The organism is Reichenbachiella sp. (assembly GCF_033344935.1).
In the GTDB taxonomy this organism is placed as follows: domain Bacteria; phylum Bacteroidota; class Bacteroidia; order Cytophagales; family Cyclobacteriaceae; genus Reichenbachiella.
This window is the reverse complement of the sequence record NZ_JAWPMM010000001.1, coordinates 2,063,061-2,087,088: the sequence shown is the minus strand read 5'-3', so window position 1 is coordinate 2,087,088 and position 24,028 is coordinate 2,063,061. Positions and strand designations below refer to the sequence as shown.

Annotated in this window: 25 protein-coding genes; 16 read left to right on the top strand and 9 right to left on the bottom strand. The window is 38.9% G+C overall.

Annotated elements, in window-relative coordinates; all coding sequences use genetic code 11:
* Positions 1-10: 10 nt before the first annotated feature.
* Positions 11-733 (bottom strand): LytR/AlgR family response regulator transcription factor, encoded by a 723-nt coding sequence (locus tag R8N23_RS08980; RefSeq protein ID WP_318171252.1) that lies wholly within the window; start codon positions 731-733, stop codon positions 11-13.
* Positions 734-825: 92 nt separating this feature from the next.
* Positions 826-2,607: a histidine kinase dimerization/phosphoacceptor domain -containing protein gene (locus R8N23_RS08975; protein ID WP_318171251.1), complete on the bottom strand. Its 1,782-nt coding sequence runs from the start codon at positions 2,605-2,607 to the stop codon at positions 826-828.
* 163 nt (positions 2,608-2,770) lie between these two features.
* Between R8N23_RS08975 and R8N23_RS08970 the strand changes: the two genes are divergently transcribed.
* The gene (locus R8N23_RS08970; protein WP_318171250.1) at positions 2,771-3,676 is read left to right on the top strand and encodes a YheT family hydrolase; all 906 of its coding nucleotides are present in this window, start codon (positions 2,771-2,773) and stop codon (positions 3,674-3,676) included.
* On the top strand, positions 3,673-4,605 hold the full coding sequence (locus R8N23_RS08965) for an MBL fold metallo-hydrolase (RefSeq protein WP_318171249.1): 933 nt from the start codon (positions 3,673-3,675) through the stop codon (positions 4,603-4,605). Before R8N23_RS08970 ends, R8N23_RS08965 begins: the two co-directional genes overlap by 4 nt.
* Positions 4,606-4,614: 9 nt before the next feature.
* Here the strand turns inward: R8N23_RS08965 and msrA are convergent, their stop codons facing one another.
* From msrA to R8N23_RS08950, 3 genes are all read right to left on the bottom strand, one after another.
* Positions 4,615-5,262: a peptide-methionine (S)-S-oxide reductase MsrA gene (gene msrA, locus R8N23_RS08960; protein ID WP_318171248.1), complete on the bottom strand. Its 648-nt coding sequence runs from the start codon at positions 5,260-5,262 to the stop codon at positions 4,615-4,617.
* Positions 5,263-5,292: 30 nt separating this feature from the next.
* Positions 5,293-5,988: a DsbA family protein gene (locus R8N23_RS08955; protein ID WP_318171247.1), complete on the bottom strand. Its 696-nt coding sequence runs from the start codon at positions 5,986-5,988 to the stop codon at positions 5,293-5,295.
* A 62-nt stretch (positions 5,989-6,050) separates the two neighbouring features.
* Positions 6,051-7,319 (bottom strand): ectonucleotide pyrophosphatase/phosphodiesterase, encoded by a 1,269-nt coding sequence (locus R8N23_RS08950; RefSeq protein WP_318171246.1) that lies wholly within the window; start codon positions 7,317-7,319, stop codon positions 6,051-6,053.
* A 307-nt stretch (positions 7,320-7,626) separates the two neighbouring features.
* On the opposite strand from R8N23_RS08950, the gene R8N23_RS08945 reads away from it, so the two are divergent.
* The 6 genes from R8N23_RS08945 (at position 7,627) to R8N23_RS08920 (ending at position 12,823) form a co-directional block, all read left to right on the top strand.
* Complete coding sequence (locus tag R8N23_RS08945; protein WP_318171245.1) at positions 7,627-8,379, top strand: hypothetical protein; 753 nt, start codon at positions 7,627-7,629, stop codon at positions 8,377-8,379.
* A 203-nt stretch (positions 8,380-8,582) separates the two neighbouring features.
* The gene (locus R8N23_RS08940) at positions 8,583-9,158 is read left to right on the top strand and encodes a Crp/Fnr family transcriptional regulator (RefSeq protein ID WP_318171244.1); all 576 of its coding nucleotides are present in this window, start codon (positions 8,583-8,585) and stop codon (positions 9,156-9,158) included.
* Between the two features lie 52 nt (positions 9,159-9,210).
* Positions 9,211-10,431 (top strand): multidrug effflux MFS transporter, encoded by a 1,221-nt coding sequence (locus R8N23_RS08935; protein ID WP_318171243.1) that lies wholly within the window; start codon positions 9,211-9,213, stop codon positions 10,429-10,431.
* Positions 10,400-11,125, top strand: a complete 726-nt coding sequence (locus R8N23_RS08930; protein WP_318171242.1) for a GNAT family N-acetyltransferase — start codon at positions 10,400-10,402, stop codon at positions 11,123-11,125. The genes R8N23_RS08935 and R8N23_RS08930 overlap by 32 nt, the downstream gene beginning before the upstream one ends.
* Positions 11,126-11,281: 156 nt before the next feature.
* Positions 11,282-11,692 carry a hypothetical protein gene (locus R8N23_RS08925; protein WP_318171241.1) on the top strand — a complete coding sequence of 137 codons (411 nt, stop codon included), beginning with the start codon at positions 11,282-11,284 and terminating at the stop codon, positions 11,690-11,692.
* 597 nt (positions 11,693-12,289) lie between these two features.
* Positions 12,290-12,823 (top strand): dihydrofolate reductase family protein, encoded by a 534-nt coding sequence (locus R8N23_RS08920; RefSeq protein WP_318171240.1) that lies wholly within the window; start codon positions 12,290-12,292, stop codon positions 12,821-12,823.
* A gap of 64 nt (positions 12,824-12,887) precedes the next feature.
* Here the strand turns inward: R8N23_RS08920 and R8N23_RS08915 are convergent, their stop codons facing one another.
* The 3 genes from R8N23_RS08915 to R8N23_RS08905 all read right to left on the bottom strand — a co-directional run bounded on the left by R8N23_RS08915 (position 12,888) and on the right by R8N23_RS08905 (position 17,440).
* Positions 12,888-14,672 (bottom strand): carboxypeptidase-like regulatory domain-containing protein, encoded by a 1,785-nt coding sequence (locus tag R8N23_RS08915; protein WP_318171239.1) that lies wholly within the window; start codon positions 14,670-14,672, stop codon positions 12,888-12,890.
* Between the two features lie 21 nt (positions 14,673-14,693).
* On the bottom strand, positions 14,694-16,202 hold the full coding sequence (locus R8N23_RS08910) for a serine hydrolase domain-containing protein (RefSeq protein WP_318171238.1): 1,509 nt from the start codon (positions 16,200-16,202) through the stop codon (positions 14,694-14,696).
* 107 nt (positions 16,203-16,309) lie between these two features.
* On the bottom strand, positions 16,310-17,440 hold the full coding sequence (locus R8N23_RS08905; protein WP_318171237.1) for a LytTR family DNA-binding domain-containing protein: 1,131 nt from the start codon (positions 17,438-17,440) through the stop codon (positions 16,310-16,312).
* 172 nt (positions 17,441-17,612) lie between these two features.
* Between R8N23_RS08905 and R8N23_RS08900 the strand changes: the two genes are divergently transcribed.
* From R8N23_RS08900 to R8N23_RS08875, 6 genes are read left to right on the top strand one after another with little or no spacing between them, the layout of a single operon-like run.
* Positions 17,613-18,143: an RNA polymerase sigma factor gene (locus tag R8N23_RS08900; RefSeq protein ID WP_318171236.1), complete on the top strand. Its 531-nt coding sequence runs from the start codon at positions 17,613-17,615 to the stop codon at positions 18,141-18,143.
* Positions 18,112-18,591: a hypothetical protein gene (locus R8N23_RS08895; protein WP_318171235.1), complete on the top strand. Its 480-nt coding sequence runs from the start codon at positions 18,112-18,114 to the stop codon at positions 18,589-18,591. Before R8N23_RS08900 ends, R8N23_RS08895 begins: the two co-directional genes overlap by 32 nt.
* Before the next feature lie 4 nt (positions 18,592-18,595).
* Complete coding sequence (locus tag R8N23_RS08890) at positions 18,596-19,123, top strand: DUF4252 domain-containing protein (RefSeq protein WP_318171234.1); 528 nt, start codon at positions 18,596-18,598, stop codon at positions 19,121-19,123.
* Entirely contained in the window at positions 19,116-19,691 is a 576-nt protein-coding gene (locus R8N23_RS08885; protein ID WP_318171233.1) for a DUF4252 domain-containing protein, read from the top strand. Before R8N23_RS08890 ends, R8N23_RS08885 begins: the two co-directional genes overlap by 8 nt.
* 12 nt (positions 19,692-19,703) lie before the next feature.
* Entirely contained in the window at positions 19,704-20,600 is an 897-nt protein-coding gene (locus R8N23_RS08880; protein WP_318171232.1) for an ABC transporter ATP-binding protein, read from the top strand.
* Positions 20,593-21,414: an ABC transporter permease gene (locus tag R8N23_RS08875; protein WP_318171231.1), complete on the top strand. Its 822-nt coding sequence runs from the start codon at positions 20,593-20,595 to the stop codon at positions 21,412-21,414. The genes R8N23_RS08880 and R8N23_RS08875 overlap by 8 nt, the downstream gene beginning before the upstream one ends.
* 167 nt (positions 21,415-21,581) lie before the next feature.
* On the opposite strand, the gene R8N23_RS08870 is transcribed toward R8N23_RS08875, so the two are convergent.
* Positions 21,582-22,613 carry a fatty acid desaturase gene (locus tag R8N23_RS08870; RefSeq protein ID WP_318171230.1) on the bottom strand — a complete coding sequence of 344 codons (1,032 nt, stop codon included), beginning with the start codon at positions 22,611-22,613 and terminating at the stop codon, positions 21,582-21,584.
* 170 nt (positions 22,614-22,783) lie between these two features.
* Here R8N23_RS08870 and R8N23_RS08865 point away from each other — a divergent pair, with 170 nt between their 5' ends.
* Both R8N23_RS08865 and R8N23_RS08860 read left to right on the top strand, forming a co-directional pair.
* Complete coding sequence (locus R8N23_RS08865; protein WP_318171229.1) at positions 22,784-23,473, top strand: SIMPL domain-containing protein; 690 nt, start codon at positions 22,784-22,786, stop codon at positions 23,471-23,473.
* Positions 23,474-23,513: 40 nt separating this feature from the next.
* Positions 23,514-23,984 (top strand): DUF6265 family protein, encoded by a 471-nt coding sequence (locus tag R8N23_RS08860; protein WP_318171228.1) that lies wholly within the window; start codon positions 23,514-23,516, stop codon positions 23,982-23,984.
* Positions 23,985-24,028: the final 44 nt, after the last annotated feature.

Below are 24,028 nucleotides of genomic sequence, written 5' to 3'. Positions count from 1 at the left end.
TGCATAGTGGTTACGTCATCCTCTTAAACCTTCTCAACAACTCTTCCTTGTTATTCTTACTATAGGGAACGTATTGCTCATCGAAATAGACAAAATCCACATCAAACCCTGTGACATTATCCGTATTGATTACGTACGAACGGTGAATTCTCATAAAACTTGGCATCGTAAGATTTTTACAAGCAGCATTCAGATTATTTGAAGAGGCGTACTTCCCATTTTTAGTGAATACATGTGAATAGCTGCCATCTGCCTTAATATACAATATATCCGATAGCATCACTTTCTCAAAAATATCTCCGCGTTTTAGAAAAATTGCTTCTTGAGATTTTATATTCTGCTGCTCTGATTCAAATATCTTTTTCAAATGATTACTAAAAGCCAATTCAATAGCAAAAATGACATTCGATTCATCAAATGGTTTTGTAATGAAAGCACTGGGGTGAGTATTGATAGCTCTCAGGGCAGTTACTTTATCCGAATTGGCTGTTAAATAAATAAGAGGAATATTATCTGTTTCATTCAACATGGAAGCAGTAACTACGCCATCCAATTCTCCTTCCAGGTTTACATCCATCAGAATAACATCAGGCTTTTTATTTCTAACAACTTCTAACGCTGACTCACCAGAAGGTACCTTATCCATTACATGCATACCACATTCCTGCAAAACTTCGGAAATATCCTCAGCTGTGATCGGGTCATCTTCCACGACTAGTACATTGATACGCATGTTATTCCGTTTTGAGTTTAAACAGTAATTTAATCAAATGTATAGATGCAATAAAAATAGATTAGCGCTCATGTCTGGAATTTACAATACGCTTAATCAGTTTTAACATACTCTGGGTCAAGTTTAATTTCCACTTGCAAGCCTTCCCTTTGTCCAACTTCTATTTTTGCTTTTAACCGTTCTCCCAGTGCTTGAATGATTTTCCAACCAAATGAATCTGATGATTTTAAATCCTCTACTTTTCCTACTCCATTATCCTTTACACTGAGAATAGTTTGTTGGTTGCTGGTGATAAAAGAAATGGTAAGCTTTGGTTCACTAACATCCGTAAAAGCGTGCTTGAGACAATTGTTTACCAATTCATTGACAATCAACCCAAGTAAAATGGCATTCTCTACTTCCAATTGAAGTTTGGAAATATTTAAACTCAATTCAATTTTTTGGTCGAGCGCAGTACTAATGTTCACTAAATTTTGAACCAATTCTTTCAAATAAGAAGCGAAATCTATTTCTGCATAAGAAGCATTTTTATAAAGGTGCTCATGGATCAATCCCATAGCGATTACTCTATTCTTACTATCAATAATGGCCTGCTTACTGCTCTGATCCTTTAGTTTGCGCTGTTGGATACTCAAAAAACTGCTTATGGTTTGTAAGTTGTTTTTTACTCTATGGTGTATTTCAGCAAGCAACATTTCATTTTGCTTGTTCTTTTCGGCCAGTTCTTCGGTACGTTCAGATACTGCCACTTCGAGTTTTTCTTTCTGATCTTTTTGTATTTGTTCTGTCACTCTCATTTGATCAATCAGTAAACTTTGGGCTTTTTCGCGTTCCTTATTGGTCAAGGCCATTCTAATTCCTATCCCCACATTAAAAATGAAGATTTCCATGGTCAAGGCAGCCATTACAAAATAATTGGTCTGATCAACTAATTTGAGTGTGGAGGCCAGCTGACCAAATAAAGTGGTAGACACTAAAATGGCTGCTCCAAAAAGAGCAATCTTGCTCAGCACGGACTTAATCTTATATATTCTATACAAGCAAAAAGACATTGCACTCAGTTGAACAATTAAGGAAAATGAAGTGAAATAGATGGAATGCTGAACATCAAAATAAAAAATAAATGAAACACTCTCTACCAGTACAATAAATGCTACAAACCCCATCCCATAATTCAACACTTTTTGAAGTACAGGATCCGTCATTTTCAAATGTAAAAACGACTGTATAAATGCAATGTAAGTAACCGTAATTGATGCAGATGTGATCCAAATAAGAGAAGGATGTATATGGTTTACCCAATTGAAGTAGTATCCGAAAAAGCCGTATTGATAAGCAAAAAAGTAAAAAACTGAAAACAAATACAGCGCATATTCCAAATATATTATTTCGGCTCGCCTGCTAACAATGTAAAATGCCAGACTCAGCACAAATAGAAAAAATACAATGACCAAAAATCCTGTTTTCATCATTTGTTCGGCCTGAGCACTCTTATAATACTCAGCTGCGGGCGTGAGCTTTATAGAAACTTTTTCATCTTTGGGATCTAGAAAGGGATAAAAAATATATTGCGTACTCCTTCCTTTATTCAACCTGACCTCCAGGCTATTGCCTGTACCTATTTTCGTTTTGGAGGCGTCAAAAAATGTCATATTGCGAAGGTATTTTTTTCCTCCACTGAGCACGTAATCGCCTTCATATTCCACCTCTACGACCACCTTTGCCCAATAGGCTTGCCTAAACTTGATCTCATCTGAAGTCGTATCAAAATCTGGAATAGCATCTAGTTGACCTTCACTGATTTCTATAGAAATGATTGACTCAGGTGCAGGAGCAATTAAAAGCCACGAAAAAAATAAAAGAGCTAGTGTCATTGGAGTAATAGAGCGATTTTAACTTCTTTCTCAAAAGAATCAGTCTAGGTTAGGCATCAATATAGATTTGTGATATTTTTAGTTATCTAAATATATTCAATACGTGCCAATAATCCAGAAAAGTACATATACACAAAGGCCGTTCTACCTACCTAGCCGCCATTTGGAAACGATCATCCCTTCTGTTTTTTTCAGGGCAGATCAAATCACTTTTTCACCAGAAAGGATGGAACTTGAGGATGGTGACTTCTTAGATTTAGCTTGGTTGAAGAATGACAACAAAAGATTGATAATTGCTTGTCACGGTTTTGAAGGAAGTGCTGATCGCCATTACATCAAAAGGTCAGCGCAATATTTTCAAAAGAGAAATTGGGATTATCTTTCATGGAGCTATAGAGGCTGCAGTCCAACATTAAACAGACTACCCAAACATTATTACTATGGCGGGATCGAAGATTTTTCCTTAGTTATAAATCGAGCATTAAATTCCAATGACTACGACGAAATTGTACTTTTCGGATTTTCTATGGGCGGATGTCTGGTGAATAAATATTTAGGAGACACCAAAGATCTGGACACGCAAATCAAAGGGGGCGTTTCTTTTTCTGTTTCTTGTGATCTAAAGGATAGTACGCTGGCTGTAAAAAGAAACTTATTCGGCTTTTACGATTATGTATTCTTCAAAAAATTGATGAGGAAATTCAAACTAAAAGCTAGTAAATTCAAAGAAATTGAAGCGATCCCTTTAGCGTCCATTAAGACGTTTGACGACTTTCATGATCACTATACGCTCAAGTATCATGATATAGATTCTATAGATGAGTTCTATAGCAAATCTTCATGCATTAATTATTTGCCTGCAATCAAAAGACCAAACTTAATCGTCAATGCATTGAACGATCCTATTTTAGGGCCTAAATGTTACCCTTACGACATTGCCAACCAGCATGACTTTTTACATCTAGAAACTCCTAAATACGGTTCTCATCTCGGTTTTACACTTATGGGAAACGAATTCAGCTGGATGGAAATTCGAGCTGAGCAGTTTATAAATGAGCATATATTATGAAAATCAAACATTTCATATTCATTTGCACCCTAGCACTTACGTGTAATTCTATTGGAGCAAAGCTCAATGCTCAATCAAAGTCCCTTTGGCAACTCGTAATTCTTGGTATGGCTCAAGATGCCGGCTATCCGCAAGCCGGATGCAAGAAGTCCTGCTGTGAAGCCTACTGGAAAGGTGAGAACCCAAAACAGCACGCCACTTGCCTCGCGCTCCTCAACAAACAATCCAAAGAAGCCTGGCTCTTTGAAGCTACACCGGACATCAAAGACCAGATACACGCTTTGGATACCTTGGGATATCAGCTGTCAGGCATATTTCTTACCCATGCGCACATTGGGCACTATGCCGGTTTGATTCATCTCGGACGTGAAGTAATGGGAACGAAAAATATCCCCGTATATGCGATGCCCAAAATGAAGTCATTCTTGGAAAACAATGGCCCGTGGAGTCAGTTGGTTTCACTCAACAATATTGAGCTCAAAGAATTGAAAAATGAAGAATCCGTTACACTCAATGGAACAGCCCAAGTCACCCCATTTCTTGTCCCGCACCGAGATGAATACTCTGAAACTGTGGGGTATAGAATTGCTGGCCCGAATCAATCCACCTTATTCATTCCAGACATCAACAAATGGGAAACGTGGGATTACAAATTAGCTAATGTAGTCAGTCAGGTAGATTATGCTTTACTGGATGCCGCCTTCTTTGCCGATGGCGAATTACCAGGCCGAGACATGAGTAAGATTCCTCATCCATTCACCACGGAAACGATGGAATTGCTCGAAGGCCTAAGGAAAAAGGAAAAAGCCAAAGTACACTTCATTCATTTCAACCATACCAATCCGGCGCTTTTCGATTCACCAGAACGAAATCAAGTATTGAAGCGAGGTTTTAATATTGTGAAAGAAGGACAAGTGATTGGCCTCTAAACTATACTTCTAATGATTATCCTTGATCAATTCAGGGAATTTTGCTTTAAACCTGTTGAGGCGAGGGATAGATACCGATCGGATATAACCCTGATTCGGGTGCAGCCTTTCATAGTTTTGATGATAATCCTCTCCCATCCAAAACTTCTCAAAAGGTTTCACTTCGGCAGCCACTTTCTCTGGTGCCAACTCTGCATTGAGGGCTTTTATTTTAGCCTCAATGATTTTCTTTTCCTCTGCTGATTGGTAAAAAATGATCGAGCGATATTGAGACCCAATATCTGGTCCCTGACCGTTGACTTGTGTGACATTCTGAGAACCGAAATAGACATCCACTAACGTACTAAAACTAACCACGGCAGGATCGTAATAGATCTCGACAGCCTCCGCATGCCCCGTTCTCCCGGTGTTAGAAGCTTCATAGGTTGGATTCTTGGTATGTCCTCCGGCATATCCCGAAATGCTTTCTTTTACCCCTTTTACACTTTCATAAATAGCCTCCACACACCAAAAACACCCTGACGCAAAATAAGCTTTCTTCAGTTTAGGGTCTTCTTGTAGATTTTTGAGTGTTTCCTTTTCAGTTTGATTAGAGGCTTGACTGCAACTACATACAAACAGCATAGCGAGCAGTAAAGCAATAACATGATTCTTCATTTGTACTATTTTTTTAATTATTTCAATCAATTAGGCAAGTATGCTTTCGAGTGTAGCTTTCATTCGATCATAATCCGAATACCCCATACTCACGGCAAAATACTCCTCTCCTTTTTTGAGCACGACGGCTGGAAAGCCTCGAACACCCATTTGCTGTGCTTTGGCAAAATCCTGATAAACGAGCTGTTTATAACCTTGTGACAGAAATAGCGATTCGAAAGTCGTGTAATTCAATTCCAATTCTTCGCATAAAGCTTTGTATGTATCTAAGTCATGTACATCTTTATTCTCCGCATAAAACGCTTGTTGCAGTCTTTTATAGAAAGACCATTCTTTGGTGGCATCTAAGTCTCGTACTACTCTGACGGCTCTGGCAGAGGGTTCGGTATCGTAGTTGAACTGCTCGCGATTAAAAAAGCTATAATCAAAAGGCTGACCAGAAGCGGCCTGTACATGCTCCCAATGCGAACGAATCATCGCACGAAAATCTTCCGTCCAATCCTCTCCTCCACCAGGACGCAGACCGCCCAATAGCAATTCGAAATCCAATTGATCTTTGTACTCTACTTTTAATTTTTCCAAATGATTGGTAATTCCCCAGCACCATGAGCACATCGGGTCGCCCACATAGATCAATCGGTTGCCACTCTGATTAGGTGCAACTACACTTTCCTTATTGTCCACTTCCGGCACTTCGCAAGCACCATCTTCACAGTTATTTTCCATCTTCTCACTATTCTATTTTCCACACAACAGATTAATACAGAAAATAAATCCTCAAACTTCCATTATTTTAAAATCCATTGGAGCACCTCTGGGTCTCCATCTATGGTATCAAATTTCAAACCAAGTATATGAGCCATCAAAGGGTAAATATGGATATTTTCAAAAGCTTCTATCTCATGATTAGCCCGAAAAAAAGACCCATCTGCATAGAATATTCCATTCATATCTGGCGTCGCGCTGGGATCATACCCGTGGGTGCTATTGCCGGACACCCAATCTCTTTGTTCACTGATTTGAAACCCCGGTTTCGGTACAATCACCAGATCACCAATCCTTGAATCATCCCGATAATGAAAATGATCTGGGCAATTGCCTTTCCTATACACATCTAATCGGTCATCATTTGATAAAATATCGAAACAACTATCCAGAAAATCCTTCTGAGAGCTATAAATCATTGCAGGTATGCTTTTCGTCATCACCGTACCTTGCGGTAATTCAGGGAGCAATTCACTCAGACGGATCAAACGATCGACATCAAAAGATTTCATTCCATGATCTGACACCAATACAAGCTGAACAGGCAGGCCTGTATCCTGAAGCTTGGTTCGCAAATCCCCAATGACATCATTCATTTTCAAAACAGCTTTTTCTATCTCCTCCGAATCAGGACCAAATTCATGCCCCACGTCGTCGGTATCAGAAAAATACAAGGTAATAAAATGTGGTCTTTTTTCCTCTGGTAGCAATAGCCAATTCACCACTGTATTCACACGATCTTCATGGCTTATCCCAGCGTTGTATTTGTAGTAGTACGTGGGGTAATGACCATTGATAGGGGTTTCTGTTCCTACCCACATCATACTAGCCGTAACCATACCATGCGCTCTGGCCAGAGCCCAAATAGGCTTACCCTTATACCAGATGGGGTCTTCTACTTCTTTTCTATTGCCTATTTCATATATTCGACCTAAGCTTCTATCATAAAAAGTATTGGAAACCAACCCATGATTTCCCGGGTATAACCCCGTTACAATTGAATAATGATTTGGGAAGGTCTTCGAAGGAAAACTTGGAATCAACCCTTCAGCCCTGACGTCGAAAGACAACAAGTGACTGGCGCCATATCGCTGGGCATAATCATGCCTAAAGCCATCGATCGACACAAGGACTACATAAGGTGCCCTTGCTGACTGTGAGGAATTAACAAATGCTGAGGCAATCTCTTGTTTTTTGGTTGCTTCGCTGACGGGATACTCTTGCACACCCTCATCACAGCCACACATTAGGCAGAAGGTGATTTTTAGGAGACTTGATAATATTCGATTCACCTATTGAAGTTAATGCCTCCTATGATCAAATAGAACTTTAGCTTTTGAAAGAATAGTGAATTAACAATTTCATAATTTCTCCGGTTTACTTTGAGTACATCATCAAAGCCACTTATGCCTCCCGAAAATGCCGGGCATCGATCCGAGCGAGATTGCATACTATTGCTAATAGCACTATATTCGGGCAGCTATTGGGGTCAGCAGCCCATAGTCCTGTCAGTATTTTGAGAAAAGCAAAAAAAGAAAAGTATAATGGTAGTATCACACATTGTGTTAGCCACTTGTTAGGATCAATGAGATAAAATGAATGCCGACACTAGACGAAATTTTCCTTCTTTCTATTGATTTAACGAACCTGACTAATGTTGCTCTTAAATTATATTCCAAAAGAGCCACCCTACTTTTTCCAGATGAACATACTTTCGTTCATTATTTGGAACGAATAGAAGCTAACAGTCAGGCAATCCATCACTTAACAGAGGAACTTCCTAACAATCACAATCTTGATACTTCCATAGGTTTAATATTGCGATCCAACCTTTCAGATTTTTTGAGTGTTGCTTATATGTCGATTGGGAAACTAAACTCTAGAAATGATTGGTATGACCGAATATGCAGACTAAACTATGACCAATTCAAAAAGATCACAGGTTATATGAAAAAATCAACAGATATTGGCTGGTTAACTGAAGAGATGGCTTCCGATGGGATTTCAATATTGCAGAAGCAAATGGATGGTTTGAAGAACATTGTCTCTATTAATTTAGATAAGGACAAGTTACCAACACCCGAACATATTGCTAAAGAAATGCTTTCTGAACCCTTGTTAAAGGATTATGCTTACCCTGCCTATGATTTATTTAAATTTTATTCTCAATATGAACATTTTGGATTACTTACCGCCCCGATGCAAAAACAGGGCATAGAACTCAACATGAGTAGAATTAAAAAGGGACTTTATTTTACTTATAAGTCAGTACAATTGTGTTGTCTAAACCTTGAGATTCAAGACAAAGTAGAAGGGCTCAAAGATTTTGAAGATAGGTTTGATGAAAACTGATCCTAACATTTGATATGAGATGCATGGCGGTTTAGCAGAAATGGAGGGTGCGGCAGTTTTACAAGCCCCGCCGAATCTACGCTTCGCCTCATGTGAAATCAAAAAATGTATGAGCCGAATCACAGATTCGGCTATATTAGTATCCGAAACGAACAAAACATAAATCGCCACGACACCATATCAGGGCGTTGTAACACATAAAAGTGAAGCACCTCATCAAAGACATAAAAACAACTATTGAGATAACGGATGATGATTTAGAGAAGGTAATTACTCGATTTCAAAGCAGAACCTTCGATAAGTCCGATTTGATTCCATCGATTGGAAAAACATCTAATCACCTACAGTTTATTGAAGAAGGACTCGTTAGGGTTTACACCATTAATGCACAGGCCAAAGAGGTGACCATACAAATAGGAATTGAAAAAATGTGGATCAATGACCTTTATAGTTATTTTACACAGACGCCTAGCGAAAATTATATTGTGGCTTTGGAACCAACGACTGTACTTCAAATACATAGAAATGACCTGGAGACCCTTTATAAAGAAGTTCCTTCAATGGAAAGTTTTTTCCGTTTAAAACTTGAAAAATCCTATGTTAGGTTACACAACAGGACCATTAAGCAGCTCAATAATTCTGCGGAGAAACGCTATTTAGAGTTTAGAGATAAATACGGGCATATTGAAAGTCGTGTTCCTCAATATATAATTGCTTCTTACCTGAACCTCAGTCCTGAACATCTAAGTAAAATCAGAAATAAATTGACTAAAAAATGATTTCTTAATTCAGATTAAGGAAATTGATTTAACCGTTTCTGACCTTCGTTTTATGAAAGGCAAAGAAATAGGTTTTATCGAGTTCATACTATGCGTAGCATTATTGATGGCATTGGTATCAATTACCATCAACATGTTGCTGCCTGCCTTTCAGGATATTACAACAGGCCTTCAACTAAAGGACAAAAATCAGGTACAGCTAAGCATTTCCCTGCTTTACTTAGGGTTGGGGATCAGCCAATTATTCTTTGGGGCATTGTCAGATGGAATTGGACGAAAACTCACCATATATATTGGTTTAAGCCTGTTTATTTTGGGATGTCTCATTTCTTATCAATCAAACAGCCTCAGTATATTATTGGCCGGTCAGATCCTGCAGGGAATTGGACTGGGGGCCCCCAGGGTGATAAGTATAGCCATTGTCAGGGATAAATTTATTGGACGCCAGATGGCAAGAGTTATGTCATTTATCATGGTCATTTACGTGCTTACTCCTGTCATATCGCCCATCCTGGGCAAATCAATAATCATGGCTTCAGGCTGGAGGGTTCTATTTCTAGTTTATATCATTTTTGGGGCGTTTATATTCCTGTTGTTCAAGTTCAGGATGCCTGAAACCTTAGCTAAAGAAAATCAGAAAACATTAACATTAACACATCTGACAAAGGCAACCAATGAAATTTTTAAAAACAGAAGCTCATTGAGCTATATACTTATTCTTGGACTTTATTCCGGTGTTTTCATTACCTATCTGAATCTATCGCAGGCCATTTTCGAGTTCCAATATCATTTAGAAGAACGATACCCTTATTATTTCGCCTTTTTAGCCTTAAGTATCGGTTTAGCTTCGTTTATTAACGGAAAACTGGTCAACCGGCTAGGCATGGAAAGGCTAACAAAATCAGCCATTACTGGTAGTGTATACGTGGTAATACCCTACTTACTTGTCCATTATTTTACCACTCCGCCATTTTGGGCATTTGTAGCTTTTATGTTTGTTCAGCTTTTCAGTTATGGATTATTAATAGGGAACTTAAGCTCCTTGGCTATGCAGCCTTTGGGGCATATTGCCGGACTGGGCGCATCTGTAGTAGGTGCTGTATCAACGCTTATATCTGTTCCCTTATCAATTATTATAGGGAATTTTTATAACAACTCTACATTACCTATTGTGATTGGTTTTTTTGTGGTAGGGACAATTTCTACATTAATATTCAACGCTGTTAATCGAAAACATGAAAATGAAAAAAAATATCATCAACAACCTGTTTGAATTATGGGAACACATTGGTGTCAATGGTCAATTTCTGCACAGTACAGCACAATACAGTTATGTAAAACCAGGCAATTGTTCCTGGCCCAATAAGGTTTTTAGGTTAAAGGAGTCTGAAACAGATTTTAAGGAATTGTATCAGCACATAGAAAATGGGAACATTCCTGACTCTATTTCCATTGGTGAAAAGAAAACTTTAGAAACTCAATTGTTGGCACACAACTTTAAATTAAAATCTGTTGTGAAAGGAATGTATTTAAACTTACAGAAGAAAAACAAACCTACTAATGATTTTGTTTCTAATGAGAAAGTTGACAATGAAGTAAAAGCGATGGAGTTCGCTAAAATAGCTTCACTTTCTTTTGGCTATGAAATCCTTTCATCTACCATTATTTCTCTAATAAATTCTTCTCAACTAAAATTATTTATCGGAAAACATAGCGGCCTTTATGTAAGTTGCGGAATGGTCTTACTGGACCAAAAAGGAATTTCGGGATTACACATGATTGGAACTATTCCGGAATACAGAGGACTCGGTTTGGGCAAAGTCATGACAAATAAGTTGCTATTCGAATCGTTCGAAAATAAAAGTAAACAGGTGGTATTAGTTGCCTCAGAGTCGGGTGAACGTATTTACTCTAAATTAGGGTTTGTAGCACAAGGAAGTTTAAAAAGCTATTCGATTAATAAGTAAACGTGTTACAACAATGTATAAAAGCAATAGCGGTTCGGGTGGAAACTCAAACCGTTTATGATTATAATTAAGTATCTTGTTTTCCGAAAAGCAGGTGCATTTTATTCCGCTACTGCTCTTATACGAGACCGTTGTAGTATATAAAACGAAGGCCATATGAGAAAAATCGGAATTCCACTTTTGTACATTTCAAGTATTCTCATGTTTATAGGAGGGCTTGGGGATCAATTTATTTTTAGCTTCTTAGATGTGCACCTAAAGTACTTAGGAAACCCTGAAAACTCAGAACTTCTTCAAAAAGCACAAAGTTTGGCCATGTTCATGCTTCACTCCGCAGGAGGAGGATTAATGAGTGCAGGTATTTCCATGTTTGCTCTAACTCATTTTGGGATAAGAAATGAGCAATCCTGGGCCGCATGGACATTTATAATAATTGCATTCATTGCACAAGGATTTAACGGATATGGAATGTACTCAGCAGGATCTCACTATTGGTATCCGATCTTAGTATTGGCATTTGCCCTTATAGGGTTTGGGCTTGTTAAAACGAGGTCAAGAAATGAATAAATAAAGGAACCATAATATTGGTTTATAAATCATAGCTACCCTTTACAACGCTTTTTAGCCGAGTGGTCACAACCCCTGCCACCTTAGACCAGTTTCACTCAATGGATTGATCCTTTTCATCCCTCTGGTCGTAGCGTCCGCTAAGACCCAAAAATAAATAGAGCATCCGCTCGGTCTGCAACAGTATTGGAAATTTTGGTTTAAATGGTAATCGACCGGACGGCCTTTCTCAAAATAGGTCATAGGATCGCTATCGCTTAACCTACAACCAGTAGGTATCGAAACTTAAACCAGATCACACACCACGCTTGATACAGTCTCTCTATAATCCCTACCACTTCATACCCGTTCACCCAATGGATTGATTCTTTTGGCTTTGTTTGGACTCATTTGCCCTCATGCAGACTGCAAGCGAATATCACATAACATGCATTATGAGCCATGCTCTTTCTTTCATTTCGCCCCTCTCTTTTTTTATTTTTTATTGCCGTGCTTTTCAAATTCTCTTAATTTCTAAACTCCGTTTAAATTGCTACTTTTGAAATACGCACAGTACATACCGAGCCACTGTGACTAATACAAAAAAAAGACGAAATAATGCCGAGAGTAATTTACTACGTAGCAAGTTCAATTGATGGTTTCATTGCAGGACAAAACGACGATATAAGTGATTTTGCTGCAGGAGGAAAAGGTGTAGATAAATACTTGTCTGACCTTCAGGACTTTGAAACTGTGATAATGGGTCGGAGAACTTATGAATTTGGGTACCAATATGGGCTTGAACCAGGACAGCCTGCATACCCTCACATGGAGCACTTTATTTTCTCCAATTCATTGAAAATTCAAAAATTGGCTAAAACAGTCCATATTGAGAAATTATCAATCGACCGAGTGAAGGAAATAAAAGAATCGGCTAAAACTGATATTTATTTATGCGGTGGCGGGGAATTCGCCGGATGGCTTTTGGACAATGGACTAATTGACCAACTAAAATTGAAATTAAACCCAATTATTCTTGGGAATGGAATTCGGCTTTTCGGAAACACAGAAACTAAGGCAAAATGGAATTTAAAAGAAACTGAATCATTTGACGAAGGGCTAAAAATCCTGACTTATGATATGGTAAAATAAGAGTATTTGCCACAACAGCACCTATACGAAACGCCCATCGGGACACTGCGCATAGCCAAACCCGTTATAACCCCTGCCACTTCAAACCTGTATCACCCAATGGGTTGATCCTTTTGGCTTTGTTTGGACTCATTTGCTGAGCGATAGTCCACCAGGACACAAAGGATTCATGGGCTCGATTCAGTTTCTCCTCCGTGTTTTTTATCATCACATTGGCATTGTGGCCTTGGCTCATAAATTCGTTGATTTGTCTGGTATCTTCCTCACTTTGTAAAATGGGGAAAGGAGAAATGTACCATGCCTTTCGAGGTTTTTTCCCTTCATTTTTCCGAATAGAGTCAATGAGCCACATCGCCACGATGCCCGCCTGGCATTGATCGACGTAGTATCTACCTAAAATATTCCTAGGAAAATTGGTCAGTATTTCTTTCGAGTTGGCAATTTCCATGAGCGCAGGAATATCTTCCCAACCTAAATCTGGCGCAAAGCCTGAGTTATAATTGTTACTCAATAGGTCTTCGATGAATTGATCTGTATTGGAGACCTGCGTTTGCTTCCTTTGGTCTTTCTTATCGAATGTTTCTTCTCGCATGCTTTGAGTCAATTTGATTAATCCATTCGTATGAGCGAATTGAGATTTCAATGAAAGATCAGCAGTCAGGTCGCGTTGCACGCTTTCATCAAACTCAAAATCGCGCTTCGAATCCCAGGCGTTCCAAAAATCCTCATCATAAGGGGTGTCATCTGGTAGCTTCAATCGAGAAGGAAACTTCTGCGGCTGCCCATCCAAATCTTCAAAATCATACAACTGCGTGCGGGCCTTTTGTTTATGAACTTTCAATAAGTTTCCTGTCAACCGCTCCACATTGAGCGATTTGAACACCCGCTCCCCTTCAGTGATCCTCATTTGTCCATTCACTTCAGCTAACGAATAAGAATGTTTGATTTCTATCAAGTCGTTGTTGTACTTCCCGTTATTTGTCATCCTTTCATTCGGCCGCAAAGAAAAATCAGCCAATATCTCTGAAACCTTCACCAACTGGTTGTTCTTGGCCGTGATGTAATAATTGTAATACTTATCTATAAAATCATTGGCTCCTTTGGCAAACTCGGTGACGACATAAACCTGCTGCTCGCCCATATTCAAAATATCGGTGATCTTCAGTTCCAATTCATCCAGCTCATCTTGTTTGGAACTGATTCTTTTAAAAACAGGTAGCCCCAAAATTTCGCCAGACACGGAAAAAATGTGCGATTGCGACTTTTGAGAATAAAGTGCTGGAAACATAGAGTAATCTATGCTTCTGCGGTGGGCTAAGATATCCATACCTGGGTCGTCCTGTTCTCCCCGGTAGTAAGCATCAAAAGCCAATTGCTCAAATAAAGTATAAGTTTCATTCTCCTCCGAAGTAATAGTATAAACACCAGAACATCTGTAGTAAGGCACCTGAGCTACTTGCGAAGAGAATGATTCAAAAGCCTTCTGCAGTAATTTGGCTGGAGCATAAATCGTAATACCTTCCAATTCGATGGCTTGTTCAACCATGATATATTCGGGTGTATTTTCCGTAGTCAGTTCCAGGATGGGCAGCTCCAATGAAGCCAAGCCAATAGAAGATACCACCAGCGTATCGTTCAAATATCCCTCTGGGATTTTATAGCTAAAGAAACCGTCTTGGTTAGTGATACCACCAAGGTTCTTACCTTTCACCGAGAGATGAGCAAATGAAATCGGCTCTCCTTTTTCATTTAAAATTTTACTTGAAATTGAAATGTAGTCATCCGTCTGTGACCAAGCAGGTGATGCAAAAAAGAAACAGAACAGATAAATGAGCATTTTGAGTTTCATAAGTATTTGAATTTTGAGTATTTAATTATTTTGACCTTTATAAAATTTTTGTCCGAACATCTCTAAATATGAATCACGATCAGTAGAGTTGAGATGATAAAAATCCACCGTATCAAATGTGTCATCCACTTCAGATTTGATTAGAAATTTGTCATCCCCTATATATTCTCCAATGAAAAGTAGATTGCCCAATTGCAAAATCAATTGATGGTCTTTCGACTTCACCACCAACTGATTGAGTTGATCACTAGCATACCTCCCAACAAATTTTTCTAGTGAGACTTTTTTTATTTCTTCACTATCCACAGTCTGAAAAATGCTGTCTTTGTAGTGTTGATATCGATCGGTTCGACTGCGTATAGATTCTTCCATTGCGGTCAACTCCTTGGCATTATCCACCCCCAGTTGGTCTGCCAGGATATAGTTCAAAATCAATTCGATTACTCTGCTTTGCTGACTCATCATGATTACAATACCTAGGTTTTGTTCTCTGACCAGCGCATGAACCGATACATAACCAGGATAACCTCCACCATGCCATGAGATGTCATATTCATGCCAATCGCCTTGCTCCCATCCGAGACCATACCCATAGTTGTTGATTCCAGCGCTTTTATCATAAAAATCAATTCGATCGGAGTGTATTTCATCCAATAGATCCCGAGAAAAGTAGGCGGTTTCGGATGTGTCCAAATGTGCCAATAGCCATTTGTTCATATCCGAAACAGTAGTGACCAGCCCGCCAGCTGCATGCATGGTGTCATCTCGCTTCATAAAGCTTCCAGTCTTGATACTATCATGACTTATAGTATGCGGAAGGGCCAATCTATTCGAAAATTCAACCCGCTCACTGGGTATCAAATAAGCACTGGTTTGTTGCATATCCAGCGGGTTGAAAATATCCTCTTCCAAAAGTTGTTTCCAACTCTTTTGTGTCAGCTTTTCTAAAACCATGCCCGCAAGGATGTAGCCCAGATTCGTATAATCGTAGGTTCCATAGCCTTGCTGATAGGTTGAAGCTTCTAAATCGTGCAACAATTCTTCAGTGGTAAAATCTCCAGAATAAGCCGTCTTAATGCCTACCGCGGAATTTTTAAGTCCGGCAGTATGAATAAGCAAGTCCTCCATCGTGATGTCATCTACTTGAGTGCCCTCTGGAAAATCAATTTTGAGTATATCATTCATCGCAACACTTAAATCCATCACTGCTGTTTCCTCCATGAGCTTCACTAGTGTCCCAACGAACGACTTGGTCATGGAAGCGATGTAAAATTGGGTTTGCACATCCGCCTTTTTCTTATTTTTAAAATCGGCATATCCATAGACTTCTTCTGCGATCACCTCACCATCTTTTACAATGCCTATGGCTATAGCACCGCCGATCTGATATTCGTCTATCTGTTGCCCAACGAATTGGTCTAGTTTAGTAGTAGGCCTTTTGACGTCAACATGCCTGGTCTCCTTTGGTGATGTACAACCGCATACTATTGATATAGCAACTATTACACACGCCCTTATAGTTCTTTTCATAACGATTTAAAATTCTACCGCTATTCTAGGGGGTCAGCGTTTGATGACCTTGAAAAATTGATTGGAAATAGCCGAAGTGTACCAAAAAAATGGTTGAAATGTACAGGCTACTGGGCCATCCATCGCTTAAACGCTGGTGCTCTCAGTCGAGAGATTTCATGAAATGGTGAAAAGTCTGCAACGGCCAACAGTTGTGCTCTTAGTTTTCGATTGGTCAGTGGTTCAAAACCTTGAATTGCTTCTTTTCTAGCCAGTACCTGCCTGTTCAACCTAAAAAACTCTGAGGCACTTAATCGTTCTTCCAATTCAGATAACGATTCTTCCATGACCACTTTTTCATGATCTGTGGTAACAGCGTAGGTGTTTTGATATTGAACTTGAAAATAAAGAATGTCATCTGCAGGAAGCAGTTTAGTCGCCTTTCCTGCTTTTACTTGAAATTTGATCGTCTCAGTCTTGAGCTCCACTCCTTTTTTCTTTACTGAAAAATAACCCACCAAAACAAGTAAAATCAGTTTCAAAGGCATTTCTAAAACCCAATAGTCAGTATAGATGGACGTCTGATATATGTTATCCAAATACAAGTTCAGCAACAAATAATCAAGCGGTAAAAGGGCTACAACTAGAATTATAATATACCAAGCGCTGACGATCTTCTCTTCGTATCTTTGGGTGATTTTTTCTGACCACACAGCTATTGCGAGATACAACATCCAGTAGAGACACAACGTAGCGATGGTAAACATCAAATCCATCAGGTCATCCAGTGGAAAACTCGCTAGAATAAAGCGTTCAGGGTTTCCAAAATAAAATAAGAATATCATCAGGCAACCTATAAGTATAGCCTGCCTACTAAATGACCGAACGCTATCGTGGTCATTTTTGTACCGTCGACCAATCAGCACAACGGTTCCCAAAATAGATACCAGAATTAAACGACCAAGATGTAAGAAGGAAACAAATTCACCCGCATCTGGCATAAAAAACAACGCAAGTAAAAGGGCAAAAAAACCAGAACAGACACTTACTTCAATCGCTATAATCAAAAATTTGAATGGCTGCCATAATCGATCTACATCCAAAACTATGATTTGATTAAGCCATTTTTCACCAAAAACAATAATAGTGAATACCCCAGCTAACTCTAACAAATTAGAGTACAATGCAAAAAAGCAAACAACTAAAGCCAATACAGCTTTGAGTAGGTTCTTATCATACGGATTTTTTATGATCGCCATTGAAAGACAAGAATAATGACAAAAAATATAATCTTCAAAATAGACATCGTACAAGCCTGATGGTTGTATTGAGAATTCTTTTTGTAATAAACTCTCCGATCGATTCACCAATAGGCAAAATATTTTAAAACTCATTGTAACCGAGCGCTACACCCCGCGTCTCCTAAGCAACATGACCACAGAACAATTTAAAACCGACGTCTTATCAGTCAAGAACAAACTCTACCGATATGCCCTGAGTATCGTGTGTGAGGTAGAATTGGCCGAGGACATCGTACAAGAAGTGTTCATGAAGCTTTGGAACCAGCGAGAAAAACTCAAGGATATCAAAAACATAGAAGCCTGGAGTATGACAATTACCAGAAATCAATGTTTGGACAAATTGAGAAAAAAGAAAATGCATGTGGTGGATCTATCGGAAGCCAAATACCAAATATCAGGGCATCACGTATCCGACCATCTCAGCATCAACAATGATTTGATGGAAAAGATCGAGTCTACGCTGGAGCTGCTACCCGAAAAACAACGTGAGATTTTTCGGCTGCGGGAATTACTGGGCTATTCCAATCAGGAGATTGAAGAAATCACAGGATTGGACGACACTCAGGTGAAAGTATACTTGTTCAGGGCAAGACAAAAAGTAAGGGCATCATTGAGTAAAATATTGAACTATGGAGTGGAAACAAATCAAGCAGCTGTCTGATAAATATTGGAAAGCTGACACGACATTAGAAGAGGAACAAGAACTCAGAAAAAACATCACATCCTCTAACGATCCTTTGGATCCGCAGGAGGTCGAATACTTCAAGACATTGGAGCAGTTCTCTTCGACAAAACTCGATGATAATTTTGATGATCAGTTTTTTAAAAAAATAGAATCAGAACAAAAAAAAGTCTCATTCTATCATCAAAAATGGTTTCAACTAGCGGCATCGGTCTTACTCATGATTGGTATGGTTGGAGGCTTTCATACTTACAAGGAAAGACAACTGGCTCGTCAGCAAGAAGCACGAGCGGCTTTTGAAATTGCAAAAAGTGCCCTATTTATGGTTTCAGAGAAAATGAATGATGGCAATCAATACACCATCGATGGCTTGAAAAAGTTTGATGAAACCCAACAAAAAATTAAAACTCAGAATTTCAACAATTAAGAATATGAAAAAGTTAATGATAATAATGATAGCCGTGACTGGGAGTTTTTCCACTATGGCACAAGACAATGCGATAAGCAAATATTTTTCAAACTACACGGCTGACACGGCATTCACTAAAGTGACTGTGACCAGCAAAATGTTCTCCTTATTTACAGAAATAGAAGGTGAAGACGAGGCTGAAAAAGAAGTGCTAGAGGCATTGAGCAAACTCAAAGGCATCAAAGCTTTGATCAATGAAAATCCTACAAATTCTAAAACGCTATATGCCAATGCGATCAAAGCCATAGACAAAGACAAAAAATATGAGGAGCTCATGTCTGTAGAAGGGAATGATGAAAACATCAAATTCATGATTCGAGACGAAGGCAGTATCATCAACGAACTACTCATGATAGTATCTGGTGATGATGAATTTCTAATTATGAGCCTTTTCGGGGAAATTGATTTGAAACAGATCGCCAAGCTTTCCAGAATCATGAAAATGAAAGGCATGGACCATCTCAAAGCATTGGACAACGAAAATGATTGATAGTTTGAAAGGTCAAAAACTCACTCACTCTGCTCTTTTGAAAAAGGGCAGAGTATGGCTATTCTCTCTTGGGTTATTGTTTACAACGCTCCTTGCCAATGCACAGAGCAGTGCAATAACCGACTTGAAAGAAGACCAACTCACCAACATGAGTTTGTATTTCTATCCTAGTACACTAAGGATGGTCAATCTCAACAACAACGAAGAGTTCAATCGGTTGATTCAAGACATCGAAAAGCTCATTTTCTTTAAAATGAATGGCAAATTCGAAAACATTGACATGTACAACCTGGTCAATCATTTGCAATCCAATGAAGATTTTGAAGAATATGTAGTGGTAGATGGACCCACCAAGAAGTTTTATCTCCTGGGTCGCGAAAAACCAACTGAAACGGTAGGTATTGCGCTCTTGGAAAATGAACACTTCGTATTCGATGTGGCTGGTAGTTTAGAACTCAAAGAACTACCCAAATTGTATCAATACATCTCGGAAAATGATTCCACCTTTCAGAACAAGTTTTCACAAATACTTGGGCTCATGGAAATGGGCGATGACATAGCAGACTAAAAAAACTCAACTTTGAAATATATACTCGAAACCAAAGGACTCACCAAAAAATATGGTAAACTCACTGCGTTGGATCAACTCAATCTGACGATAGAGCCAGGGCAGGTCTTCGGACTACTCGGCCCAAATGGAAGTGGAAAAACCACTACCCTCGGCATGATACTCGATGTGATCAAACCGAGCAGCGGAAGCTACTCGTGGTTTGATGTTGAACCAAGCGCAGACAGTCGTAAAAAAATAGGTGCCATTCTCGAGACACCTTGCTTCTACCCCTACCTATCAGCGGTTAGAAACCTTAGAATCATAGCTAAGATCAAAGAATGCCCGGAATCAAGGATTGATGAGGTGCTGAAGCAGGTAGGTCTATTTGAAAGAAAAGATGATTCATTCAAGACCTATTCATTAGGCATGAAGCAGCGGCTAGCCATCGCTTCAGCGCTCTTGGCCGACCCACCAGTCTTGATTCTAGATGAACCTACGAATGGTTTGGATCCGCAAGGCATAGTTGAAATCAGAGAAATCATTCAGCAGATTGCCTCTTCGGGCAAAACGATCATTCTAGCGAGTCATTTACTAGATGAGGTTCAAAAAGTTTGTACTCATTTTTGTGTTTTGCGAAAAGGAGAAAAGCTCTATCAAGGAAGTGTAGATGAAGCGCTTTCTGATCAGAAAACCATCGAAGTGGCGGCAGCTAGCATTCCCAAATTAGAGGAAGCATTACAAACCCTGGAAGGTGTTTCTAAAATTGAGAAATTGCCTGACTTGCTTTCACTAACTACCGTCAATGGACTCTCTCCAGAATCTATCAATGCCTTCCTTTTTGAAAAAGGAATAACAGCCACGCACTTGGTCAAAAAGGGCGGCAGCCTTGAAAAACAATTCCTCAAAATACTCAACGAAAATGACTAGACTCCTACAAATAGAATGGCTCAAATTGCGTTACAATCGAGCCTTTTGGATATTGATCAGCATGTATTCTGCAGGAGTAATTATTGTTTGCTCTGGTGTAATGATGCTATTACAATACCTAAAAAGTAAAGGTGCTGATTTCAATGGCATCGATCCTACGATCATTCCATTTTATGACTTCCCGGATGTATGGCACAACATTGCCTATATCGCTACTTTCTTCAAAGTACTATTGGGATTCATTATGGTGATATCTATTGCCAATGAAGCTTCTTATCGTACCATGCGACAAAACATCATTGACGGACTGAGCAAAAAAGAATTCCTGATGACCAAATTATTGATCATTGGCATTCTTTCCATTGGCGCTATGTTGTTGCTATTCCTGATAGGTCTTACCACAGGAAGTATCTATTCTCATGTCTGGGGATGGAAATATATTTTCTCTGACTTACAATTTTTGTTTGCTTATGGATTTGAAGTTTTCTGTTACCTGACATTCGCACTAATGATTGCTTTGTTGGTAAGAAAAGCGGGGTTGGTCATCGTTGGGCTACTCATGTACACCCTGATTTTTGATCCGGTGGCTTCCAAGTTGTTAGAGCATTTTCCTCACATCTGGGATCAGATTAGATTTCTGAAAGACTATCTACCAGTAACTGCCATGAACAATCTTATTCATGTCCCTTACATGAAATACTTTTTCCAGGAAATTCAGGATTATATTTCATGGAGAGAGCTATCCATTGCCTCTGGCTGGTTGATAGCCAATATCAGTTTGAGCTATTGGATACTAAAGAAAAGAGATTTGTAGGATGAAATTGTATCCATAAAAAAGACATTCAAAAATCATCCGTCATTGCGAACAACGTGAAGCAATCTTAACATTAGATTCGTATTCGAACATTAAGATCACTTCGTAAACTCGTGATGACGTAAAGTTGGATTTTTGAATGTCTTTTTTGAGTTAAAGTGCTCCACCTAAGCCGCCACTTTATATAGCTTCTTATATTCTCCGAATGTAATCATACGCTGCGCGTCTTCATCCCAAAGCTTGTGATTCATATATTTTAGACTTTCCCAAAAGGTCACGATCGTCGTGTACTTACTAAACTCAGGGTTTTCTTTGATACATTTCACTAAGTTGTAATTAGGAATAGCTGAGTACAGGTGATGAATATGGTGTACACCAATATTTCCTGTCAACCAATTCACCAATCCTGGCAATTTGTAATAGGTACTTCCTTTCACTGCAGACACAAAATGGTCCCAATCATTTTCCCATCTCTTGTAGCCGTCTTCATGCTGATGTTGCACAAAGAAAAACCAGATAGCGATAATTGAAAACAGATAGAGTACGGTTAAGTAGGTCGCCAAAATTGCTTTCCAATCGAAAATCATACATAGCGCTATCACTCCTCCGATGACTACTACATTATTGATCATTACACTCCAAAAAGCTCTTGATTTTTTATTTTCCAATACTACTAATGGTAGTCTCATATTTCTGATGAAATAGATAATTGGACCGATCATAAAAGTGACTATCGGAAATCTGAATATCTGATATTTGATTCTATCCCAAGTACCCATTTCCTGATATTCTTTTACTGTCAAGGTATTGATATCACCAATGTCACGTGTTTCCAATTTACCATTATGGTTGTGGTGAAAGGCATGTGCATCTGCCCAATATTTATAGGGCATGGCACTAAAAATACTACAGACAAATCCGATGGCATCTCTCCATTTTTTCGACTTCACGAAAGAATGATGGCCACAGTCATGCTGGATGATAAATATTCTCACTAAGAAAAACGCATTAATCACACCCAACCCAAAGAATAAAAATAGGTTGTATGAAAAGGCCCAATACATGGCAATCCATATCGCCACAAATGGGATCATCGAATTGCAAATTTGCCAAATGGCCTTCTTATAGGACGTCTGCTTATACTTCTGCAGCGTCTTCATCATCTCCTTCGCAAACGCTTTAATTTCAATGTCACTCATAAAATACTACTACAATTGTTTGATACTCTAAGGACAAGATTGTCCAATGTTTGTGACAAAGATCGGGAAAATTATTTAGGTGGTTCAAAGTCCTTCTGGAATAAATCTTATGATTTAAATCAACTTTGGGCTAATTTTTGCAAAAGCCAATCAAACAAAAAGAATTACACATGAAAAAGTTAATCCTAATCCCTATTTACTTCCTTGCCTTATTCTCTGCGTCAGCACAGTTAAACGTTACAGGGCAAGCTTCACTCTCCGTTCAGCCTGAACGTACGATAGTCACCTACTCGATCAACGAAACCAGAGACAGCTACGATGAGGCCATCTCTATCATGACCAAAAGAATAGACGCGCTAACGACTTCGTTGACAAAAATTGGATTCAAAAAAGAAGACATCAAAACGGCCAATTTCAATATTCGTCAAAATAGAAAATACAGACAAGGCGAACCCAAAGGAGAAGAGTATGTAGCTTCTCAAACCCTTGAAATCCGATTTGATCATTCTACCAAACGCCTGCTGGAAGTACTAAACAAAACTGCTTCTGATGAATCTGCTCCATCTGTTTCCATAGCGTTTGGTATGTCTGATGAACAAGAGGAAAAAGTAAAAAAAGAACTCATGAAAATGGCTGTATCCGATGCAAAAGCTAAGGCGGAAGTGCTTGCTGAAGCAACTGGATACAAAATCAAAGGAATAAAAGAGATTAATTATGGTGGTTCATCAAATAGTCCACGACCATACACTGCCAACATGGGTATGATGAAATCTTTTGCCGAAAGCGACATGTCCAATTTCGAAGCCAAAGATTTAACTATTAGCGATCAGGTATTCATTTCTTATGAAATTGAAAAATAGGACTTGATCAATTCACAGAATTATTAATTACCTTAAGGGAATGAAAAAGCTACTCATTCCCTTTCTTTTTGTCCTGAGTTTTCAATCCTATGCACAGGACATCAAACCTACCATAGACGATCTTAACTTTCTTCGAGGCTATTGGGTGGGTGATGGATTCGGCGGCATCTCTGAAGAAGTTTGGATGCCAGCATCATTAGGTAGAATGAACGGCATCTACAAACACATGAAGGATGACAAAACCACCTTCATGGAATTCATGGATATTTCAACAGTTGAAGACACCCTACGATTGAGACTCAAACATTTCAACCCTGACATGACTGGCTGGGAAGAAAAAGACAAGTATGTCACCTTCACCTTAGAATCGATTGAAACTAATAAAGCTACTTTTAGAGGTCTTATTTATGAATTGGTTGACCCTAATTATTTAAAAGTATCCTTAAAGCTTAAACAAAAAGATGGTAGTGTTAATACAGAGGTATTCAACTTCAGAAGGAAAACGCTTTAATCATCTTGTGCCGCACCTGTTGCGGCACCCGTTAGAAATACATC